The 20,800-nt window shown below is 56.9% G+C and carries 21 protein-coding genes; 20 read left to right on the forward strand and 1 reads right to left on the reverse strand.

Features of this window, described 5'->3' with window-relative positions; translation table 11 throughout:
• Window positions 1–42 precede the first annotated feature (42 nt).
• The 20 genes from HMPREF9697_RS17285 (at window position 43) to HMPREF9697_RS17375 (ending at window position 18,958) form a co-directional block, all read left to right on the forward strand.
• Window positions 43–573, forward strand: a complete 531-nt coding sequence (locus HMPREF9697_RS17285; protein ID WP_002718533.1) for a type 1 glutamine amidotransferase domain-containing protein — start codon at window positions 43–45, stop codon at window positions 571–573.
• A gap of 63 nt (window positions 574–636) precedes the next feature.
• The gene (locus tag HMPREF9697_RS21575) at window positions 637–1,251 is read left to right on the forward strand and encodes an ABC transporter substrate-binding protein (RefSeq protein WP_002718534.1); all 615 of its coding nucleotides are present in this window, start codon (window positions 637–639) and stop codon (window positions 1,249–1,251) included.
• A gap of 48 nt (window positions 1,252–1,299) precedes the next feature.
• Window positions 1,300–1,641 (forward strand): substrate-binding domain-containing protein, encoded by a 342-nt coding sequence (locus tag HMPREF9697_RS21580; protein ID WP_002718535.1) that lies wholly within the window; start codon window positions 1,300–1,302, stop codon window positions 1,639–1,641.
• Between the two features lie 74 nt (window positions 1,642–1,715).
• Complete coding sequence (locus HMPREF9697_RS17295) at window positions 1,716–2,483, forward strand: ABC transporter ATP-binding protein (RefSeq protein ID WP_002718536.1); 768 nt, start codon at window positions 1,716–1,718, stop codon at window positions 2,481–2,483.
• Window positions 2,476–3,372 carry an ABC transporter permease gene (locus tag HMPREF9697_RS17300; protein ID WP_002718537.1) on the forward strand — a complete coding sequence of 299 codons (897 nt, stop codon included), beginning with the start codon at window positions 2,476–2,478 and terminating at the stop codon, window positions 3,370–3,372. The genes HMPREF9697_RS17295 and HMPREF9697_RS17300 overlap by 8 nt, the downstream gene beginning before the upstream one ends.
• Before the next feature lie 233 nt (window positions 3,373–3,605).
• The gene (locus HMPREF9697_RS17305; RefSeq protein ID WP_081602563.1) at window positions 3,606–4,844 is read left to right on the forward strand and encodes a cytochrome P450; all 1,239 of its coding nucleotides are present in this window, start codon (window positions 3,606–3,608) and stop codon (window positions 4,842–4,844) included.
• A complete protein-coding gene (locus HMPREF9697_RS17310; protein WP_002718539.1) occupies window positions 4,841–5,053 on the forward strand; it encodes a ferredoxin in 213 nt (70 codons plus the stop codon). Before HMPREF9697_RS17305 ends, HMPREF9697_RS17310 begins: the two co-directional genes overlap by 4 nt.
• A gap of 54 nt (window positions 5,054–5,107) precedes the next feature.
• Entirely contained in the window at window positions 5,108–6,157 is a 1,050-nt protein-coding gene (locus tag HMPREF9697_RS17315) for a PDR/VanB family oxidoreductase (protein WP_002718540.1), read from the forward strand.
• Window positions 6,158–6,218: 61 nt separating this feature from the next.
• A complete protein-coding gene (locus HMPREF9697_RS17320) occupies window positions 6,219–7,052 on the forward strand; it encodes a GntR family transcriptional regulator (protein ID WP_147293868.1) in 834 nt (277 codons plus the stop codon).
• 601 nt (window positions 7,053–7,653) lie between these two features.
• Window positions 7,654–9,189, forward strand: coding sequence for a class I adenylate-forming enzyme family protein (locus HMPREF9697_RS17325; protein ID WP_002718542.1), 1,536 nt, complete (start codon window positions 7,654–7,656; stop codon window positions 9,187–9,189).
• A complete protein-coding gene (locus HMPREF9697_RS17330) occupies window positions 9,186–10,601 on the forward strand; it encodes a lactate racemase domain-containing protein (protein WP_002718543.1) in 1,416 nt (471 codons plus the stop codon). The genes HMPREF9697_RS17325 and HMPREF9697_RS17330 overlap by 4 nt, the downstream gene beginning before the upstream one ends.
• Before the next feature lie 20 nt (window positions 10,602–10,621).
• On the forward strand, window positions 10,622–11,335 hold the full coding sequence (gene larB / locus HMPREF9697_RS17335; RefSeq protein ID WP_002718544.1) for a nickel pincer cofactor biosynthesis protein LarB: 714 nt from the start codon (window positions 10,622–10,624) through the stop codon (window positions 11,333–11,335).
• Window positions 11,336–11,362: 27 nt separating this feature from the next.
• The gene (locus HMPREF9697_RS17340; protein ID WP_002718545.1) at window positions 11,363–12,382 is read left to right on the forward strand and encodes an ABC transporter substrate-binding protein; all 1,020 of its coding nucleotides are present in this window, start codon (window positions 11,363–11,365) and stop codon (window positions 12,380–12,382) included.
• 69 nt (window positions 12,383–12,451) lie between these two features.
• Window positions 12,452–13,717, forward strand: coding sequence for a nickel pincer cofactor biosynthesis protein LarC (gene larC / locus HMPREF9697_RS17345; RefSeq protein ID WP_244597983.1), 1,266 nt, complete (start codon window positions 12,452–12,454; stop codon window positions 13,715–13,717).
• Complete coding sequence (gene larE, locus HMPREF9697_RS17350; protein ID WP_002718548.1) at window positions 13,714–14,505, forward strand: ATP-dependent sacrificial sulfur transferase LarE; 792 nt, start codon at window positions 13,714–13,716, stop codon at window positions 14,503–14,505. The genes larC and larE overlap by 4 nt, the downstream gene beginning before the upstream one ends.
• A gap of 260 nt (window positions 14,506–14,765) precedes the next feature.
• Window positions 14,766–14,957 (forward strand): periplasmic nitrate reductase, NapE protein, encoded by a 192-nt coding sequence (gene napE / locus HMPREF9697_RS17355; protein WP_002718549.1) that lies wholly within the window; start codon window positions 14,766–14,768, stop codon window positions 14,955–14,957.
• A 24-nt stretch (window positions 14,958–14,981) separates the two neighbouring features.
• Window positions 14,982–15,293: a chaperone NapD gene (locus HMPREF9697_RS17360; protein WP_002718550.1), complete on the forward strand. Its 312-nt coding sequence runs from the start codon at window positions 14,982–14,984 to the stop codon at window positions 15,291–15,293.
• The gene (gene napA / locus HMPREF9697_RS17365) at window positions 15,290–17,785 is read left to right on the forward strand and encodes a periplasmic nitrate reductase subunit alpha (protein WP_002718551.1); all 2,496 of its coding nucleotides are present in this window, start codon (window positions 15,290–15,292) and stop codon (window positions 17,783–17,785) included. Before HMPREF9697_RS17360 ends, napA begins: the two co-directional genes overlap by 4 nt.
• A complete protein-coding gene (locus tag HMPREF9697_RS17370) occupies window positions 17,758–18,255 on the forward strand; it encodes a nitrate reductase cytochrome c-type subunit (protein ID WP_002718552.1) in 498 nt (165 codons plus the stop codon). Before napA ends, HMPREF9697_RS17370 begins: the two co-directional genes overlap by 28 nt.
• A gap of 7 nt (window positions 18,256–18,262) precedes the next feature.
• Window positions 18,263–18,958 (forward strand): cytochrome c3 family protein, encoded by a 696-nt coding sequence (locus HMPREF9697_RS17375; protein WP_002718553.1) that lies wholly within the window; start codon window positions 18,263–18,265, stop codon window positions 18,956–18,958.
• A 92-nt stretch (window positions 18,959–19,050) separates the two neighbouring features.
• On the opposite strand, the gene ctaD is transcribed toward HMPREF9697_RS17375, so the two are convergent.
• Window positions 19,051–20,670, reverse strand: coding sequence for a cytochrome c oxidase subunit I (gene ctaD / locus HMPREF9697_RS17380; RefSeq protein WP_002718554.1), 1,620 nt, complete (start codon window positions 20,668–20,670; stop codon window positions 19,051–19,053).
• Window positions 20,671–20,800: the final 130 nt, after the last annotated feature.

The raw sequence follows: 20,800 nt of genomic DNA on the forward strand, positions 1-20,800 counted from the left end.
CAATTATCGTACTCATACGTATGACACGTATGAGAGATAATCATGACACCCAGCTCGTCGACTTGCGACGTGGGCTTGTTCATTGAGAACGTCCACAACGATCATGAAGTCTGGTACCCGATTTACCGGCTCCGCGAAGCGGGGATGAAAGTTACGGTCATCGGTCCGGAGCGAAAGGACTATGTTTCCAAGCTCGGCCAGGTTCTGCCTGCAGATATCGCCGCGAAAGATGCGGTTGCCACTCTTTACGATGCACTGATTATTCCGGGCGGATATGCGCCGGACATGATGCGTCTTTGTCCGGAGATGATCGCCCTTACGGCGAAGCACCACCAGCACGGCAAGCCAATTGCCGCCATCTGCCACGGCAGTTGGCTTCTGGCGTCCGCGAACATCATTCGGGGCAAGCGTGTGACGGGTGCGCCGTCTATCAAGGATGATCTCGTCAATGCCGGTGGCCAGTTCGAGGACGCCGAAGTCGTGGTTGATGGATCGATCATTACGTCCCGCAAACCGGCGGACTTGCCCGCTTTCTGTCGCGAAATTCTGCGGCTGCTTCAGCCGGGACTCTGAAAGCAGATACCTAACTAAAAAACGGCCGGTTACGGCCGTCATAAAATTTGAGGGGAGGGATAAATGAAAAAGCTACTAGCGTATATCTTTGCCTTGATCGCCACAGTCACCTCATTTCTTCCAAGTAGTCCTGCTCGAGCGGAAGTAAGTGAAGTGCGGCTCGCACAACAATTCGGAATCAACTATCTGCCGCTTACCATCATGCGGACCGAAAATCTGATCGAGAAACACGCAGCCGCGTTGGGTCTGGGTAAGATTAAGGTCACGTGGCTGAAGTTCGGTGGAAGCAACTCCATCAACGATGCCCTTCTCTCCGGCCAGCTCGATTTCGGCTCTGGCGGCGTTGCTCCGCTTTTGACGGTCTGGGACAAGACAAAAGGCATTTTCGATGTGCGCGGCGTCGCCGCACTTGGCTCAATGCCGTTCTACCTGAACTCTAGTAATCCCAACGTCAAAACCCTCGCTGACTTCACCAGTAAAGACAAGATCGCGTTGCCGGCGGTCGAAGTTTCGATTCAGGCGGTTGTTCTTCAAATGGCTGCCGCAAAGGCATTCGGCATGGCGAACTACAAAAAGCTCGATCGGCTCACTGTGGGGATGAAGCATCCTGATGCCATGGCGGCGCTGCTCTCCGGCACTGAAGTCACCGCGCACTTTGCTAATTCACCGTTTCAGTAACAGGAGCTGCAGAATCCGGCGGTTCATCGTGTCCTGAGTTCGTACGAAGTGCTCGGCGAACCCACGACTCTGAATTCCGTCTATACGACCAAAAAATTTCACGACAACAATCCCAAGACCTATCAGGCGGTCCTCAATGCGCTGAAAGAAGCCATGCAATTTATAAATGACGACAAGGCGCGCGCAGCCAAAATCTACGTCGAAAGTGAGAAAAGCAAACTGTCGGCAGAATTCGTTCAGAAGATTTTGGAAGATCCGGATTTTATCGTCACGAGCGAGCCGAAGGGGATCATGAAGTACGCGGAATTCATGCATGCCGCGAAGAAAATGAAGAACCTGCCAAAGAGTGCGAAGGATATCTACTTTCCCGAACTCTATCAGGGCAAGTGAACAGGTTCGGGTAAAATTAAGGCCACCCAAAAAACAGATCTGCGCAATCAGCGGACGTAAGGGAGGAGGGACCGATGACGACAGCGCCACTATTGGAAGTCAAGGGCGTCACGTTGCAGTACAAGACGCCGAGTTACCTTATCACTGCGACCTACCGGGTCGATTTCAGCGTTTTTCAGGGCGATCGTTTCATTTTGCTGGGGCCTTCGGGCTGCGGCAAGTCGACGTTGCTGAAGGCCGTCGGCGGCTACATGACGCCGACTGAAGGTGAGATGAAGCTCAAGAGCAATGTGATCCGTCATCCCGGCCCTGACCGAATGATGGTGTTTCAGGAGTTCGATCAGCTGCTGCCCTGGAAGAGCGTCAAGGAAAACGTGATGTTTCCCTTGCAGTGCACCAACAAGCTCGGCGTCCGCGAGGCCGAAGAAAAGGCCATGCACTATATCCGCAAGGTCAACCTGGAGAAGTTCGCGGAGAGCTACCCGCATATGCTCTCGGGCGGCATGAAGCAGCGCGTGGCAATCGCACGCGGCATGGCGATGGAGCCGGATATTCTCCTGATGGACGAGCCGTTCGCCGCACTCGACGCGCTGACGCGCCGCAAGATGCAGGACGAGCTGATGATGTTGTGGGACGAAACTCGTTTCACCGTTCTGTTTGTCACACACTCCATTCCCGAGGCGATCAAGATCGGCAACCGCATCCTGCTGCTGTCGCCGCATCCGGGGCAGGTGAAAGCCGAATTGAACGGCGGCGTGCAAGGCGAGGAAGCCGCCGAACTCGAAAAACGAATTCAGGCCATGCTGTTTGCCGACACCATCGAGGAGGCCGAAAATGTCTGATGCATCGCTCGCCATGAAGGCCTTCACAACCCCGGTCCGCCCGGAGTTCGTGTGCGACGCAAGAACCACCGATCGGGCGCCCGAAGTGCTGGAAAAGCCTCTTTCGCTGGCCGTTCGACTCTACAATCAAACTTGGCTGCGCAAGGTCATCATCCTCGTCATTCTCGCTCTCGTTTGGGAAGCCTATGGCCGTTATCTGAACAACAGCCTGCTGTTCCCGACCTTCGGCGAAACGATGAGCGCGTTTTTCACCAATATCGGGAACGGCGTTCTGCCGTCACGTGCGTGGGCTTCCATTGAAGTGCTGTTGATGGGGTACGCGGTCGGTGTGGTGCTGGCGGCGCTGCTGACGGCATTGGCGATCACGACGCGGATCGGCACCGACTTCCTCGAGACACTGACCTCGATGTTCAACCCGCTGCCGGCGATCGCGCTGCTGCCGCTGGCGTTGATCTGGTTCGGGCTCGGCAACGGCTCGCTGGTGTTTGTGCTGGTGCACTCGGTGACCTGGGCCATCGCGCTGAACACGCACTCCGGCTTTTTGTCGGTCAGCCGCACGCTGAAGATGGTCGGGCGCAATTACGGGCTCGGCGGCTTCCGCTACATCGGCAAGATCCTGATCCCTGCAGCGTTTCCAAGTATTCTCACCGGTCTCAAGATCGGCTGGGCGTTCGCCTGGCGTACGCTGATCGCGGCCGAACTGGTGTTCGGCGTCTCGTCGGGCTCGGGCGGTCTCGGGTGGTTCATCTTTGAGAACAAGAACAGTCTCGACATCCCGACGGTGTTCGCCGGTCTGTTGACCGTCATCATCATCGGTCTTGTGGTCGAGAACATCCTCTTTCGTGCCATCGAGGCCAACACGGTCGACCGCTGGGGTATGCAATCTTAGGTGGCGGCGTCTGAAGCGAGGTGAGGCCGAGTTCGTCGCAAGCTCTGTCGCGGCGGTGGTGGAACTCTCACAGCGTTGAGTTTGATGCGTGTAGCTGAAAACGCATCGCTGCCTTTCCCCTCGCGGATAGCTGAAGATTGACAATTATCGCTCTCCTCCTACATAATCTACTCATACGTATGAGTAGTATGAGCAGATCGAAACTTGACGAAGAATGAGAAAGGTTGAGGCACATGAACTGTCCCGTTGCTCACGTCACCGGAGATCTGATGTCGCCCGAGGCGATTGCGGATCCTGAGTCCTATTTCGGCCGGTTGCGGGACGAAGACCCGGTTCACTGGAACGAACAGCGGAAAATGTGGATTGTGACGCGCTATGACGATGTGGTCTGGGCGTGCAGGCAGCCACAGCTGTTTTCGTCGGACAAGCTTGGATTCAACGTCAAGGAACTGCCGGAAAAGGACAGGGCGCGGTACGAACAGAAGTTCTCGCCCATCTATAAGGCTTATGCGAACTGGCTAAGCGCGGTGGACAACCCGCTGCACGACCATATTCGCCTGATCGTCAATCAGGTCTGGACTCCGGCGCAGGTCGAAAAGCGCCGCGCGAGCATCCGCCAGCTGGTTCACGGCCTTCTCGACGAGATTGAGAGTAAGGATGACATCGACTTCATCAGGGATTTCACCCTGCCGCTTCCTATCAAGGTGATTCTTGATTTCCTGGGTTTTCCCCACCAGGACTGGAAGGAGATCAAAAAACACTCGGATAGCTGGCTCTTTTATCATTTCGGCGGCGGTACGGATGAAGCGCGTTGGCAATCAGGTATGGACGGCATTGAAGGCCTGACTCGTTATGCCGAGCCCCGGGTAAAGGAACGGCGAGCCAACCCGACGGACGACTACATCTCGGGGTTGATAAAAGCCGAGTGGAAGGGCGATCGCCTGACCGACGAGGAGATCATCGTCCACTGTGCAAACCTGCTGTTCTCCGGTCATGAGACGACAACGAACCTGCTGGCGAATGGTCTGCATCTGCTGCTGTCGAACCGCGATCAGTGGGATCGCCTCTGCGCAAACCAGTCACTGATCCCGACTGCAGTCGAGGAAATCATCAGGATGGAGGGCGCGATCAAGAGTATGCTTCGCTACGCCCTTGAGGACGTGGAACTGAAGGGCAAGAAGATTCATAAAGGGGACTTGGTCCTGCTTGTGAACGCGGCGGCCAATAGAGACGCCGCCAAATACGCAAACCCTCAACAGATGGATGTCGGTCGTCGCCCGAACGCTCATCTCGGCTTCGGTCAAGGCATTCACATTTGCCTGGGTGCCCCCCTTGTGCGGGTTGAAGCCCACGAAGCCTATTCGGCGCTCACTCAGCGCTTTCCTCAGATGAAACTGGCCGCGGATACGTTTGAGTACCACGCCATTTTGCGAGGACGGGCGCTGAAAAAACTTCCGGTGAAACTGAAATGAAGAACGGTTGTCGTGTTCGCATATCGATCGACTATGACAAGTGTGTGGGCTCCCGCATCTGCACGGCTGTCGCACCGAACGTCTTCACTCTGAACGAGGACTCGCAGGCAGCGGTGATAGATGCTGAAGGCGACACGCTGGAAACAATAAAAATGGCGGCGGAGGCCTGTCCGGTCAGTGCAATCACGATCGGGGAAAAGGCTGAGTAACCGGCAAGGATATCGGGCCTCGTGGTGAAAAGCTGTACTGGTGAGGAGAGTGAAATGGTTGGCTCTGCCGCAAGGAAATTGGTGGATGATATGGTCGATGCAATTCCGAAAACGCTCCAGGTGAGCGTGCGATCAATCACGCCGTATGGTGAAAACATCAGATGCTTCGAGGTGGCCGATCCGAATGGCCGGCCGCTTCCCGCATGGGGGGCCGGAAGCCACATCGATCTTCATTTGCCCGGTGAAGGCGGCGGTATCCGGCAATACTCTCTTTGCGGTGATCCGGCCGACCGCATGAGCTATAGATTTGCCGTACAAAGGGAAGAAGCCGGACGCGGCGGCTCGAAAAGAGTTTTTGAAGAGATACGTCTCGGCAGCGTGCTGACGATCGGCGCGCCGCGTAACAATTTTGCCATCGTCAATGGAGTGCAACGGCATCTGCTGCTGGCAGGCGGCATCGGCATCACGCCGATGATGTCGATGATCCATGATCTTGAACGCGAGAAATGTGATTATGCGCTTCACTATTGCACGCGCTCGCCGGAGAGAACGGCGTTCCTCGATCGGTTGGCTCCGCTTCAGTCCGACGGCAAGGTCTTTGTGCATTGGGATTATGGCGACCCATCCAATGGTCTCGATCTAAAAGCCTTGCTGAAGGATTATGCCGAAGGGACTCATTTATACTATTGCGGGCCTCCCGGATTTATGGGGGCAGTCGCGTCGGCTTCCGCGCATTGGCCGAAAGGCACGGTCCATCGCGAATTCTTCACGCCTTCGGCGAACGATCCGGCTATTGCCGCGGCCCATCCGCCCAAAGAAGACGAAGTTGCCGAAGGCATGGGCAAACCTTTTCAGGTCAAGATTGCCAGCACTGGCCAAGTCTACGACATACCGAGCGACCGAACCGTGCTTGATGTTCTGAGAGAGAATGGCTTTGTAATCGAGACGGCCTGCGAACTCGGTGTTTGCGGTACATGCCGGACCCGAGTTCTCGAGGGTGAGGTCGACCACAAGGATTTTGTTTTGGAGGAGCGCGAACAGGAGCACGAAATGACGGTTTGCTGCTCGCGCGCCAAATCATCCCTGCTGGTGCTGGATTTATAGAGTCTCCGAAGGTCGTCTGGGCAATTGATGGTGGCAATCGTCGATTTATAGGGCCTTTCACGTGTCATTCGGCCTGGATTCGGCTAAAAAGGCAGGGATTCCCATGCCGTTGGTGAGCCGAGATTCGGACGTTCATATGCAAAAGGCGATAGTCAGCGCCCCCCTTTCCGGGGTGGAGCCGCTCTACAAGCAGGTCAAAAACAAGATCATCCAGAACCTCACTTCCGACGAATGGAAGCCGGGATCGGTCATCCCCAGCGAAACCAGGCTGGCTGAAACTTACGGAGTTGGAGTTTCAACGATCCGTATGGCGATCGGTGAACTCGTAGCAGCGCGGATTCTCATCCGGCGGCAGGGGAAGGGGACTTTCGTATCCTCGCGCGCGGACCAGCACAGCGTCTATCAGTTCTTTCACGTTGTAAAAGACGGCGCGGACCGGGAAGCCCCCGTCAGTGAACTGCTCTCGTTCAAGCGCGGTCAGGCTGACGACAAGGTTGCGGATATTCTCAACCTGCCGCGCTCGTCGAAAGACAGTGAAGTTTTCAAGCTTCGCAACTTGTTGCGTATCTCCGGCAGCCCGGTCGCTCTGTACGATATCGTGATTCCATGCGCCTTGTTCAAAGGCCTGAGCGAAAACGTCATTCGAAATTTCGGTAGAACGCTGTACGGCGTTTATCAGAGTCGTTACGGCATAACCATCGTATCGACCACCGAAGAATTGCGAGCCGTTAAGGCGGACTCAACCGTGGCTCGCAGTCTCAAAATTCAAACTGGTGACCCTGTCATTGAAGTAACGCGCGTTGCCAGTACATTCGATTCAAAGCCGGTCGAGGTCCGTCGCGGCTGGGTGAACACCAAGGGTTTTCATTACTTCATCACGCAAGGTGGCGAGTAATGACCGGGTTGTTTTCTTCCCGTCATGCCATCAGCGCCTCAGATGGAATTTCTTTCTGAGCGAGTTGCGCAGTATGCCTTCCAGCGTCTTACGATAAGAATTGATCTTCACCAGGGGCCACAAACATGGCGGCCGCGAAATCGAGCGCAGTCGCGATGGTCCCGATGACCAAGCTGACATGCGCGGGATTGGCAATCGCGAGGCCCTGCTCAAACGCATTCACTGAAATTCCCGCCGCGTAGTCTGCGTCTGACGCCGCCTGTCATGTTGTCGAGACATCGAAGTTGTTGCTTCAGATAACGGAGCGTTCTCGACTGGTGAATGGCGCGCCTGTTTTCATGACCTGACACTTCATGAACTGGAATTTTTATGTCGGATCGTTGGCCAATATCAGAGTGAATATGCTGGCTGGGTCTTTACGTGTTGACTCCCTTATTTGGCGCGCTCAAAATTTAATACGTAGTATCAGCATATGATACGCGCTTTAAACAAGATGGATTGAAGGCCAAAGATCATTCGAGCGCTGTCGCTGTGTCGGCGTGTCATTCGATCTTAGGTTGGAAATGAATGGCGGGACAAAACACGCCACCGGGGAAGTTGGATGCTAAAAGTACAGCTCGGCGAAATGCTCAGCAAACATAACCAAGTTTCGACGGCGCTATTGTATGAGGACCGGACGTATTCCTACGGAGAACTGGAAGCTCTTTCGAACCGTTTCGCGCACATGCTCCTCTCCTTGGGAGTGAAGGCTGGAGAGAGCGTTTCCTATTTGCTGGGGAACGATCCGCTCTTGGTGGCGGGCTATATCGCCGGGTTCAAGACAGGCATCGTCACCAATCCTCTCCACGACCGGCTCACAGCGGATGAAATCGCCTATATCGTCAATCACGCCGGCAGCAAGATCGTGGTGGTCGGCGAATCATACGCGGCGACCTTAGCGGAAGCGCTGAAGACCCTCATCGATGTTCGTGTGGTCTGCTTCGGCAATCCGGGCCCCTTGCAGGGCGCGACCGTTCCCGATATCGATTCGTTTTCGTCTGCGGCGCTGAGTCCGAGCATGAAGCCGGATGATGTTGCGTTGCTTCTCTATACATCCGGTACGACGGGGCGGCCGAAAGGCGTGATGTTGACGCACGGCAATGTCGCGGAAGGCATCACGGCGGTTGCGGGCGGATTCGATCTCAAGCCATCCGATCGAACGCTGTGCATCATGTCGCTCTCGCACACCAATGCGCTGATGTTCAGCACGCTGCCTTACCTGCTGTCCGGCGCATCGGTGGCGTTGTGCAAGCGGTTCAGTGCCTCGAATCTATGGGCGCTCTGCGAGCGTTACGACGTCAACAGTATGAGTGCCTCGCCCACCATTCTGAGCATTCTGCTGGAAGATGAGACGGGAAAGGCCGGCTATCCGAAGCTCGAGTTCGTCAAGGTGGCGTCCGCGCCGACCTCGGTCGATCTGTCGAACCGTTTCCATGCTCGTTTTGGACAGAACCTGCTGCTCGAGACATACGGCCTCACCGAAACTACATCCATCAATGTCATGAACCCGCTCCGTGGTCCGCGTAAGCCGGGTTCGATCGGAAAGCCGCTTGCGCCGAACGAAATTCGCATCGTCGATGGCGATGGCAGGGAACTGCCGGTGGGCGCGGTCGGTGAAATCGAAATTCGTGGTCCGACTGTGATGAAGGGCTATTACAAGGACCCCGATGCGACCGCTGCGACCATACGGAACGGTTGGGTGCGTTCCGGCGATCTGGCGCGGTTCGATGATGAGGGTTACATTTTCATCGTTGGTCGAAAGAAGGAAACGATCATTCGCGGTGGTGAAAACATCTCGCCGCTCGAGGTCGAGCAGATCATCGCGCGCCATCCGGCGGTACGGGAAGCGGCTGCGGTCGGAATTCCTGATCGCATCTACGGCGAGGTTGTCGCGGCCTGTGTCGTCAAGCGCGAAGATGTGACGGAAAACGAACTGATCCAGCACTGCGCCGAATATCTTGCGTCGTTCAAGGTGCCGGCTCGCATTGCTTTCGTCGATGAGCTGCCGCGCAATCCGATCGGGAAGTTCGTTCGCCGGGCTTTGCTGCCGTATTTCGAAGGTGAGAGTACGTCGGTTGCCAGCAAGAGGAATGCATGAGCACGAAAAAAGTAGCCGTCGATTTCGGCGACAAGAAACTCGATATCGACGTTCCGGATCATGCCTCGGTCGTCGAGTTCGAGGATCCGCCCTTCCTGCAGGACCCTGCCGCTTCGGTGCGCGAAACGCTGGCGAAGCCCTATGGCTCCCCTCCATTGGCCGAACTGGTCAAGCCCGGCATGCGGGTTGCGATTGGCTTTGACGACATCACCCGGCCGAACACGCCGCCGCGGACCATCCTGCCGATCATCGTCGAGGAGTTGCTCGCCAAAGGCGTGAAGCAGCGAGATATTCTTTTCGTCAACGCGTGCAGCAATCATCGCAAGAATACGCGTGCGGAACTTGCCAACCATCTCGGGCCGGAGATTTTTGGAACGTTCTGGGGGACAGGGCAAATTCTCAACCACGACTGCACCGATCAGGAGCAGTTGCAGTATTTCGGCATTACCGACGGCGGCCGTTATGTCGAAATGAACAAGCATTTCGTCAATGCGGACCTGATGATCTATCAGGGCAACGTCGCCGCCGGTGCGTGGCGCAGCTACACCGGCACGGGCGTCGCGATCGGCCTCGCATCGACGCGCAGCATCGCCTCTCACCACAGCTTCCACGGCATCCCCGAGCCTGCGGTGAAGGTCAATGCCGAAAAAAAGGCCGCAGCTTCACCGCGTAAACGTATTCCAAGCGTGAAGGAGGAGATGACCGACTTCCTCGACAATGCGCTTGGACGGAAGGTTTTCTACATCAACTCCTTCAATGGCAGTGGCGGGCGCATGGCCGGTGTGTTTGCCGGTTACGCGGATGGCGTGAAGCCGCCGGCGTGGGAGCTTGCGGAAAAATATGTGCGCCGCCCGACGCCGGAAGCGGACGTTTTGATCGTAGGCCTTCCCGCGAGCTATTCTTACGGCAGTTCCAACAACACGTTGATCGCAACCGTTGGTGCGACGGTGCCGCCGCGCTACTGCCCCGAAGCACCCGTCCTGCGGGAAGGTGGTGTTGTCATTGCCTGCTCGCCGGCAAATGGCCATATCGATGCCGATCGCTTTCCATCCTATCAGCCGGCCATCGATCTTTATGCGCGCTATTTTAGCTCGCGTGACATGGTTGACCATGAAGATGAATTCGATCATCGCCCCGACTTCCGGCACAAATACACGCACGGCTACGGTTATCCGCCGCTGCACGCGTTCTGGCTGTTCTATGAAAACGAGTACCTTCTGAAGCGAGCGGGTGCTGTCATCATGGCGGGTACGCCAAATCCGGGCGCGTTTCGTGCGCTCGGTCTTACCCCGGCGCGGAATTTCGACGAAGCGTGGCAGATCGCAAAGAAGTATGTCGGCGCCAATCCCCGCACCGTGGTTGCGCCGACCTTCTGGAGCAAGCCCCGCATCAAGTTCGACGTGCCGCGATGATCCGCTAACGGAGAGGTCCCATGCTGTCGGATCAGGTCAAACTGGATTTTCAGCGACGCGAGCGGATCGGATTCGACGAGGCAGTGCTCTGCGAATGGAAAAGCGTGGAGCAGATTGCCTATATTCTGCAAACAGCTCGCGACGCGGAACGTCCGCTTCTTTTGACGCGCCTCGCAGATGATAAGCTCGCCGCTTTGCCGGAGGCGCTGCGGAAAAACGTCGACTACGATCCGGTTTCTCGCACCGGTTTCTTTGCCTCCGAAATCTTCGTTCCATCTCATGCCGATGTGAGCGTGGTGAGTGCCGGGAGTTCGGACATTCCGGTCGCGCATGAGGCGATCCGCACATTGCAATATTTCGGCATCGGGGCCTCTGAAATCTCGGACGTCGGCGTGGCGGGTCTCTGGCGGCTGATGGAGCGGATCGATGGGATCCGTGCAAGCAAAGTCGTCATTGTCGCAGCCGGGATGGACGGCGCGTTGCCGAGTGTAGTCGGCGGGCTAGTGCCGGGTGTCGTGATCGCGGTGCCAACCTCGGTTGGTTACGGCGCGTCCGACGGTGGTCGTACCGCGATGAGCGCCTGTCTGGCGAGCTGTGCCGCAGGCCTCGCCGTCGTCAATATCGATAACGGCTTCGGAGCTGCCTGTGTTGCGTTGCGTGTGCTGCGCGACACCAAAGCTCCGCAATATCGAATGCTGCTCGAAGCAGCTCAGGGAGTGAACTTGTCAAAATAATCAAAGCGACAAATGGGAGGAGGGGCCATGTTTCGAGGAAAGGTTGTTACCGGGTTGAGTGGGTTCATATTCGCGGGCGCGTTCTTGCTGGGAGCTGTTACGACGCCAGCGGTGGCGGAAGTCAGCGAAGTCAAGATCGCCATGCAATATGGTCTTGGACATCTGCCGGTCATGGTGATGCGCGACAAAAAACTCGTCGAGAAGCATCTCAAGGAAGAAGGTCTCGGCAACACCACCACTAAATATTTCCAGCTTGCCGGTTCGGCCGCGATGAACGACGCGCTGCTGTCAGGGAGCGTCGATTTCACGAGTGGCGGCCTGACCGGCATTGCCACATTGTGGGGAGCTTCCAAGGGGCGTGTGAAGGCGCTGTCTGCCGTCAACGCTTTCCCGATGTACCTCAACACGATCAATCCGAAGATCAAGTCGCTGAAGGATTTTACGCCGGCCGACAAGATCGCCCTGCCGGCCGTTCGTGTTTCGCCGCAGGCAATCGTGCTCGGCATGGCGGCCCAGAAGGAGTTGGGGGACGCCACCAAGCTCGATTCGCTGACCGTGACGATGAACCATCCCGACGCGATGGCCGCGCTGCTGTCGAAATCCGGCGCGGTGAACAGCCATCTCGGCTTCTCGCCGTATCAGGAAGCTGAGTTGAAGCATCCCGGCGTGCACCGGGTTTTCAGTTCGTATGACGTCATGGGCGGTCCGGCGACCATCGTCGTGATCGGCACGCGCCAGGATTTTTACGATCAGAATCCAAAAACTGTGAAAGCCGTGCTCGCGGCGCTCAACGATGCGCTTGCCTTCATTAATAAAGACAAGGAAGGGGCGGCGAAGTTCTACATCGAGAACAGTGGCGACAAGAGTTCGACCTATGATGAGGTGTTGGGCCTTTTGAAGAACCCGGAAATCATCTTCTCCAACGTGCCGTCGGGGACCATGAAGTTCGTGTCTTTCATGTACGAACGTGGCATCGTCAAGCAGAAGCCGGAATCGTGGAAGGATCTTTATTTCCCGACGGCCTATAACATCAAGGGTGCAAACTGAGTGTCTGAAAGGCTCCATATTCACCTCGATGTCGTCGGCGGTATCGCCGGCGACATCTTCGTTGCAGGAATGGTCGATGCTTTCCCGAAGCTGAAGGACGCCGTACTCAGGAATACGTCGGCCGTTCTGCCAACGCATTGCGGAACACCTGCTTTTGCTGAGGGGAAGAGCGGCGCGATCAGGGCGCTACGATTTGCGCTCGCTTCATCCGATGCAAAGCCCGCTCATTCTCACGGCCATACCCACCACCACCACCACCATCACGACCATGCGCATGGTCACGAGCATAAGCATGCTCACCATCACGCCTCCGCTCATCAGGCCGAGACGCTGCATCGCCATGACGCTGCGACGGACCATCATCATGAGCACGATCATGGCGCAGGCTCCTATCGTGAAATTGTTGGTCTGATCGAAGCGGCCGATCTCGCTCCGAACGTTCGGACCCATGCTCTGGGAGTCTTGCGTCTTCTCGCCGAAGCCGAAGCCCATATCCACCAGGTCGATATCGACCATGTGCATTTCCATGAAATCGCCGGCTGGGATTCGATCATGGATGTCGTCGCGGCAGGAACGATCATCGCCGCCCTCGATGGTGCGCGCTGGTCGGTTTCGAGCCTTCCTCTGGGAGGCGGCCTGATCCAGACTCAACACGGGCTACTCCCGGTACCGGCGCCTGCGACGGCAACGCTGCTCAAGGATTTTCAGTGGCGCAACGACGGCGTTTCCGGCGAACGTATTACACCCACGGGCGCAGCCATTCTGAAGCATCTGATCGGCAGGTCGACGAGCCAGTTGCCGGAAGGGCGCTTGATGTCGACCGGGACCGGGGCAGGCACACGCGAATTCGAGCAACTGCCGAACATCTTGCGCGTTCTTGTCTTTGAAACGGGCGCCCAGGCAGAGAGCATGGTGGTCGCGACGATCAACTTCGATGTCGACGACATGACGGGAGAGGAAATTCAGGTTGCGGCTGACCGGATTCGTCAAGCCGACGGGGTGATTGACGTCACCACGGGGCAGCGAACCGGGAAAAAGGGGCGCGTGGCGACCTCATTCCGCGTCTTGGCTCGGCCTGACAGGCTGGACGAGATCAATCCGCTGATCTTCACTGAAACTTCGACGATCGGTCTGCGTTGGCATCTCGAGCAGCGCGCGTGCCTGTTTCGCAAGCCCGATACCGTCGCGCACGAGAACGGGGTCTTGCGTGTCAAGGAGGTCAGCCGCCCTGACGGGTCGTTTAGTCGCAAGATAGAGAGCGACGATGTGGCGTTTCAACCCGGGCTTGAAAGGCGCCGGGCGCTCAAGGCCAAAGCGGAGCGGAACGAGACATGAAAACTTTCTCGAGCGAAGAAGCCGCCTTGGTATCCGTGCTGGATGGTTATGATGACATCGCGATTGCGGTCAGCGGTGGCGTCGACAGCATGGTGCTGGCTTACATCGCTCATCGCTTTTCGCGCACTACGGCGACGATGTTGCATGCGATTTCACCCGCCGTGCCGCAGGCCGCGACCGCGCGTGTCAGGCGTTACGCCGAGAGTGAAGGGTGGCGGATCACTTGGCTCGATGCTGGTGAATTCGAGGATCCGAACTATCGCGCCAACCCCGTCAACCGTTGCTATTATTGCAAGTCCAATCTCTATGACCGGATTCGCGATGCGACGTCTTCGCAGATCGCATCGGGGACGAACATGGACGATCTCGGCGATTTCCGTCCGGGTTTGAAGGCTGCGTCAGAGCGCGCGGTGGTTCACCCTTATGTCGAAGCGGGTCTTGGCAAAAGGAACATCTATCGGTTGGCAGAACTTCATGGACTGACCGATCTTGCCGAGCTTCCGGCGCAGCCATGCCTTGCCAGTCGCGTCGAGACCGGAATTGCGATTGATCCGAAAGATCTTGCTTTCATCGAATTGATGGAAGGCAGGGCCGCTTCGCTCGCACCCGTATCCGCGGATATCCGCTGCCGTACGACTGCCGCAGGCATCATCATTGAAGTCGGCGCGGCGTTTCCGCAATCCCAGCGCGGGGTGCTGGCAGATGATGCCGCCAGATTGTGCGCGGCTCACGGGCGCGCTTTTGCCGGAGTACGGGACTATCGTCGTGGGTCCGCCTTTCTTCGCTGACCGTGTTGTGAGGCGCTGACCTCGGGGGGCGATGTTTGGAATTTTGACGCTAGGATTTCTGCTCGGGACTACCTCAGTGATCCCGTGCTGGGTGACCAAAAAATCGAATTTTCAGTGAATTGTCCTTTTTCCGTTCGTGTTCCGGATCTGCCAGTTAGGCAACATAGTTGCATCTGATTTGAACTCTTTGTTCTTGTCGCGCTAATCCAATCCAGCTAGTCTTCCTGCACTTTGGATGCCCCTTCGCGAGAGGCGCAACCATGGACACGGTGACAGACCCGTCCGAATCCAGAGATGCCGCGCCACCGCAGAGCAGGCGCGACGAATTCATTGTATTCATCACAATCGCAGCATTGATTTGGCCGATCGTCGCCGTTGGCGTGGTCGGCGGCTATGGCTTTTTGGTCTGGATGTCGCAATTGATTTTGGGGCCACCCGGCCCACCGCATTGACGTTACAGTCAGTAAGGAACGGTCATGAAAGAGTCAGGGCTTTCGAGGCGAACGTTTCTTTCCGGGCAGCTTCAGCCACCGACCATCCATATTTCGAGCGCCGTTGTTTCGGTCCTGCCGCGCTACCTGGACGATGTGGCACGGCAATTGTCCGCGCTGCCTGAAGTCGAAATCCACCATCGCAGCACATCGAAGCTCGTCATCGTCCTGGAAGGGCCGGACAGCGGCATGCTTGGCGCGCGGCTCGCCGAGATTTCCGGATGGACCGGCGTGCTGTCCGCCAACATGGTCTACGAGCAATTCGACGAAGTTGCTGGGCATGGAGAGGAACGATGAGTCTTTCGCGACGCGACATGCTCAAGGCCCAAGCGGCCGCGATTGCGGCAACCGCTGCCAATATTGCTTTGCCCGCTGCCGCGCAGCCGGTGGCGCAAGGCATCGGTTCGCTTGAGATTAAATGGTCGAAGGCGCCATGCCGTTTCTGCGGCACTGGATGTGGTGTCATGGTCGGCGTGAAGGGCGGCAAAGTCGTCGCGACCCATGGCGATACGCTGGCGGAGGTGAATCGCGGTCTCAATTGCATCAAGGGCTATTTCCTGTCGAAGATCATGTATGGCGGCGACCGCCTGACCACGCCGCTGATGCGCAAGAAAAACGGTGTCTATGACAAGAACGGCGACTTCACGCCGGTAAGCTGGGATGAAGCATTCGGCGTGATGGCCGATCGTCTCAAGGCCGTTCTCAAGGCGAAGGGTCCAACCGCAGTCGGCATGTTCGGCTCGGGCCAGTGGACGGTTTGGGAAGGATACGCAGCGACAAAATTGATGCGCGCCGGCTTTCGCTCCAACAACCTCGATCCCAATGCGCGCCACTGCATGGCGTCAGCTGCCTACGCTTTCACACGCACCTTCGGTTCGGATGAACCGATGGGCTGTTACGACGATTTCGAAGCCGCGGATGCGTTCGTGCTGTGGGGCTCGAACATGGCGGAGATGCATCCGATTCTGTGGACGCGTCTGACCGACCGCCGGCTCAGCCATCCGCATGTCAAGGTCGCAGTGCTCTCGACCTTCACGCACCGCAGTTCTGATCTCGCGGATATCCCGATCGTATTCAAGCCGGGCACCGATCTTGCGATCCTCAACTACATCGCCAATCACATCATCACCACCGGCCGGGTGAATAAGGACTTCGTCAAGGATCACACGACCTTCGTGAAAGGCGTGGCCGATATCGGGTATGGCCTACGCTCGGACAATCCGCTTGAGATAAATGCCAAGGGAGCAGGTAATCCGGCGGCCATGGAGCCGATCGACTTCGATGCCTATGCGAAGTTCGTCAAGGATTACACGGTCGAAAAAGTCTCGGAGCTGACTGGCGTCGAGCGCGGCTTCCTTCAGGAGCTTGCCGAGCTTTATGCTGATCCCTCGCGCAAGGTGATGTCGCTCTGGACCATGGGCTGCAATCAGCATGTGCGTGGTGTCTGGGCCAATCAACTCATCTACAACATCCATTTGCTGACGGGAAAAATCTCTGAGCCTGGCAACTCGCCGTTCTCGCTGACAGGACAGCCCTCGGCTTGTGGCACTGCGCGCGAGGTCGGCACCTTCGCGCATCGGCTGCCGGCGGATATGACCGTGGTCAATCCCGAGCACCGCAAGCACGCCGAGGAAATCTGGCGTGTACCGCAAGGGCTTATTCCCGCAAAGCCCGGTTATCATGCGGTCGAACAGGACCGCATGCTGCGCGACGGCAAGCTCAATTTCTACTGGATACAGGTCAACAACAACCTGCAGGCCGCCCCGAACAATACGCGCGAAACCTATCCGGGCTATCGCAACCCCGACAATTTCATCGTGGTGTCGGATGCCTATCCCACCGTCACCGCGCTGGCGGCGGACGTCATCCTGCCAGCCGCGATGTGGGTGGAGAAAGAGGGCGCCTACGGCAACGCGGAGCGGCGGACGCATTTCTGGCGCCAGCTCGTGAAGGCGCCGGGGGAGGCGCGCTCCGACCTGTGGCAGCTTATGGAGTTTTCCAAGCGCTTCACCACCGACGAAGTTTGGCCGGCGGAGATTTTGCAGACCAATCCGAATTATCGCGGAAAGACGTTGTTCGAGGTTCTTTACAAGAATGGCAATGTCGATCGCTTTGCAGCCAGCGAGATTCCAGCCGAGTACGAGAATCAGGAATCAAAGGCGTTCGGCTTCTATGTCCAGAAAGGTCTGTTCGAGGAATATGCCACTTTCGGGCGCGGCCATGGCCACGATTTGGGGCCGTTCGATCTCTATCACGAGGTACGCGGCTTACGCTGGCCAGTGGTCGACAAGAAGGAAACGCGCTGGCGCTATCGCGAAGGTCTCGACCCATATGTGAAGCCTGGGAAAGGCATCGAGTTTTACGGTCAGCCGGACGGGCGCGCGAAGATCATCGCGGTGCCTTACGAGCCGCCGGCCGAGTCGCCGGATAAAGAGTACGATATCTGGCTAGTGACCGGGCGTGTGCTGGAGCATTGGCACTCGGGGTCGATGACCATGCGGGTGCCCGAGCTTTACAAGGCGTTTCCCGGCGCGGTCTGCTTCATGCATGCTGAGGATGCCCGGGAGCGCGGCATCAACCAGGGCGCTGAAATCAAGCTCGCTTCGCGAAGGGGCGAGATCAGAACGCGAGTCGACATCCGCGGCCGCAACCGCATGCCGCGCGGCGTTGTTTTCGTGCCGTGGTTCGACGCCAGCGAGCTTATCAACAAGACCACACTCGACGCGACAGATCCGATTTCCAAACAGACGGATTTCAAAAAATGCGCGGTCAAAATCAGCCCCGTTTGAACCCGCTGGCGCGTTCGCTGCTCGGGGCGATGCTGGCAGGGTCGGTTGTCCTGTTTACCGGCGCGATCTACGCGCAGAACGCGCCGCAGATCGTGCCGCGCGTCACCGGCAATGCCGATCCCATGAGTGAACCGCCGATTCCGCCGATCTCGCGCCCGATCACCGACGACAAACGGGTAATGCGTAACTATCCCGAGCAGCCGCCGGTGATTCCGCATTCCATTGACAACTATCAGCTCACATTGAAAGCCAATCGCTGCCTCGATTGTCACCGCCGCCAGTACACGGAAGGGTCCGGTGCACCGATGATCAGCGTCACGCACTTCATGGATCGCGATGGCCAGGTTCTCGCCGACGTTACGCCGCGGCGTTACTTCTGTACGGCCTGTCATGTTCAGCAGACCGATGCCAAGCCGCTGGTGCCAAGTACATTCGAGGATATGGTTCTGATCCACGATCCCAAGCAATGAGCGCGACATGGCGAAACTGAAAGCCCTGCTGCTGTGGTTCTGGCGAATCGTCAGCCGGCCGAGCATGTATTTCAGCCTCGGTTTTCTGACCCTGGGCGGTTTCTTTTGTGGCGTGATGTTCTGGGGTGCATTCAATACGGCGCTCGAATTGACCAACACGGAGAAATTCTGTGTGTCGTGCCATGAGATGCATGACAACGTTTATCAGGAGCTGCAGCACACCGTTCATTTCTCCAATCGCTCGGGAGTTCGCGCCACCTGTCCGGACTGCCATGTGCCGCACAACTGGACCGACAAGATCGCGCGCAAGATGCAGGCCTCGAAGGAAGTCTGGGGCAAGATTTTCGGCACCATCTCAACCCGCAAGAAGTTTCTCGATATGCGTCTTGAGCTTGCCAAGCACGAATGGGAACGGCTCAAGGCTAACGATTCCCTGGAATGCCGAAACTGCCATTCCTCGATTGCAATGGATTTTGCAAAACAGACGCCGCGCGCGGCCGAAATCCACACCCGCTATCTGGTCTCGGGTGAGCGAACCTGTATTGACTGCCATAAGGGCATCGCGCATGAGCTCCCGGACATGACCGGAATAGAGCCCGGCTGGAGCGCTCCGCCCGAACTGCGGGATCGGCACAGCTTCAGAGAGCAGCGGCAATCGCTGCAGGATTTTATTACTTTGGCAAACGTATCCGGTGGCGATTGATAACAGTTTTCTATGCCACCCTTGCTCGGTTACAAACAGAGCAGTCTGCGAGAGCGTGAACATGGGCGCGAGAGTCGCGTCATGCTAAGAGTTCACGAAATGAGTGGCAGTTTCTCAAATTGATGGAATGGCGGTGGGGACGACAGACTCCATTCCAGAGTCGTTGCCCCATCACCCCACGGATTGGCAGCCGCCTTTTCCCGGCGGAGAAGTGAATAGATCATTCCGATTAGAAAGACCACTAGGCCCACGCCAGAGATATAGGCGCCAATCGACGATATCTCGTTGAAGCGCGCAAACGCGTTGGGATAGTCGGCAACACGGCGCGGCATTCCTGCGTTACCAAGAAAATGCATCGGGAAAAATGCGAGATTGACGCCAACGAAAGTCAGCCAGAAATGCAGCTTTCCGAAGAACGCTGAATACATGTATCCGGTGATCTTTGGGAACCAATAGTACCAGCCTGCGAAGATCGCAAACACTGCGCCAAGCGATAGAACGTAGTGGAAGTGCGCAACGACGTAATAGGTGTCCTGCAAAACGCGGTCGACTCCCGGGTTAGCGAGAACGACGCCGGTTACTCCACCGATCGTAAAGACGAAAATGAAGCCAACTGCCCAGAGCATCGGCACCTTGAACGTTATCGATCCACCCCACATAGTCGCAATCCAGGAGAAAACCTTCACGCCCGTTGGCACGGCAATGACCATGCTGGCTGCGGCAAAATAGGCTTGCGCTGAACTCGTCATTCCGACGGTGTACATATGGTGCGCCCACACGACGAAGCCGATGCCACCAATGGCCACCAGCGCATAGACCATGCCGAGATAGCCGAAGATCGGTTTGCGGCTGAAGGTCGAGATCACGTGGCTGATGATTCCGAAGCCGGGCAGGATCATGATGTAGACTTCGGGGTGGCCGAAGAACCAGAACAGGTGCTGGTACAAGATCGGGTCGCCGCCACCTTCTGGTGCAAAGAAAGTCGTGCCAAAATTACGATCGGTCAGCAGCATGGTGATGGCTCCGGCAAGAACCGGAAGCGACAAAAGCAACATAAACGCGGTGACCAGCACCGACCAGACGAACAGCGGCATCTTGTGCATCGTCATGCCGGGTGCACGCATATTGAAGATCGTGGTGATAAAGTTGATGGCGCCGAGAATGGAGGACGCGCCAGCCAGATGCAGGGACAAAATAAGGAAATCGACTGCTGGGCCCGGATGGCCGGCAGTCGAAAGCGGCGCATAGAGCGTCCAGCCGGTGCCAGCTCCGCTTGAGCCGGGCTCTCCATCCATGAACATCGACATGATGAGCAGGGTGAAGGAGGAAGGTAGCAACCAGAATGAGACGTTGTTCATTCGTGGGAATGCCATGTCCGGAGCGCCGATCATTAGCGGCACCATCCAGTTGCCGAATCCGCCCATCATTGCCGGCATTAACGCGAAGAAAATCATCACCAGCCCGTGGCCGGTTACGAACACATTATAGGTGTGCGGATTGCTGAATATCTGCAGGCCAGGAAATTCAAGCTCGGCCCGGATCACGATGGAAAAGAAGACACCGACGGTACCGGCAACAATCGAGAACACAAAATACATTGTTCCGATGTCTTTGTGATTTGTCGAGTAAAGATAGCGTTGCCAGCCGGTTGGATGATCCTGGATCAGAGCAAGACTGTCTGCTGGAGGAACGTCGCTGACGCCCTTGGCCATGGCTGCCTCCTTACGGTGGCTAAGCGATGTTACATAAGATGTACAAGTAATACATCTTATGAGATAGCGTGGCAACTTCGAATTTGTAACAAGTCGTTTACCCTCGCCGGCCATGCCATCTCAATCGTGT

Source organism: Afipia felis ATCC 53690 (genome assembly GCF_000314735.2).
Taxonomy (GTDB): domain Bacteria; phylum Pseudomonadota; class Alphaproteobacteria; order Rhizobiales; family Xanthobacteraceae; genus Afipia; species Afipia felis.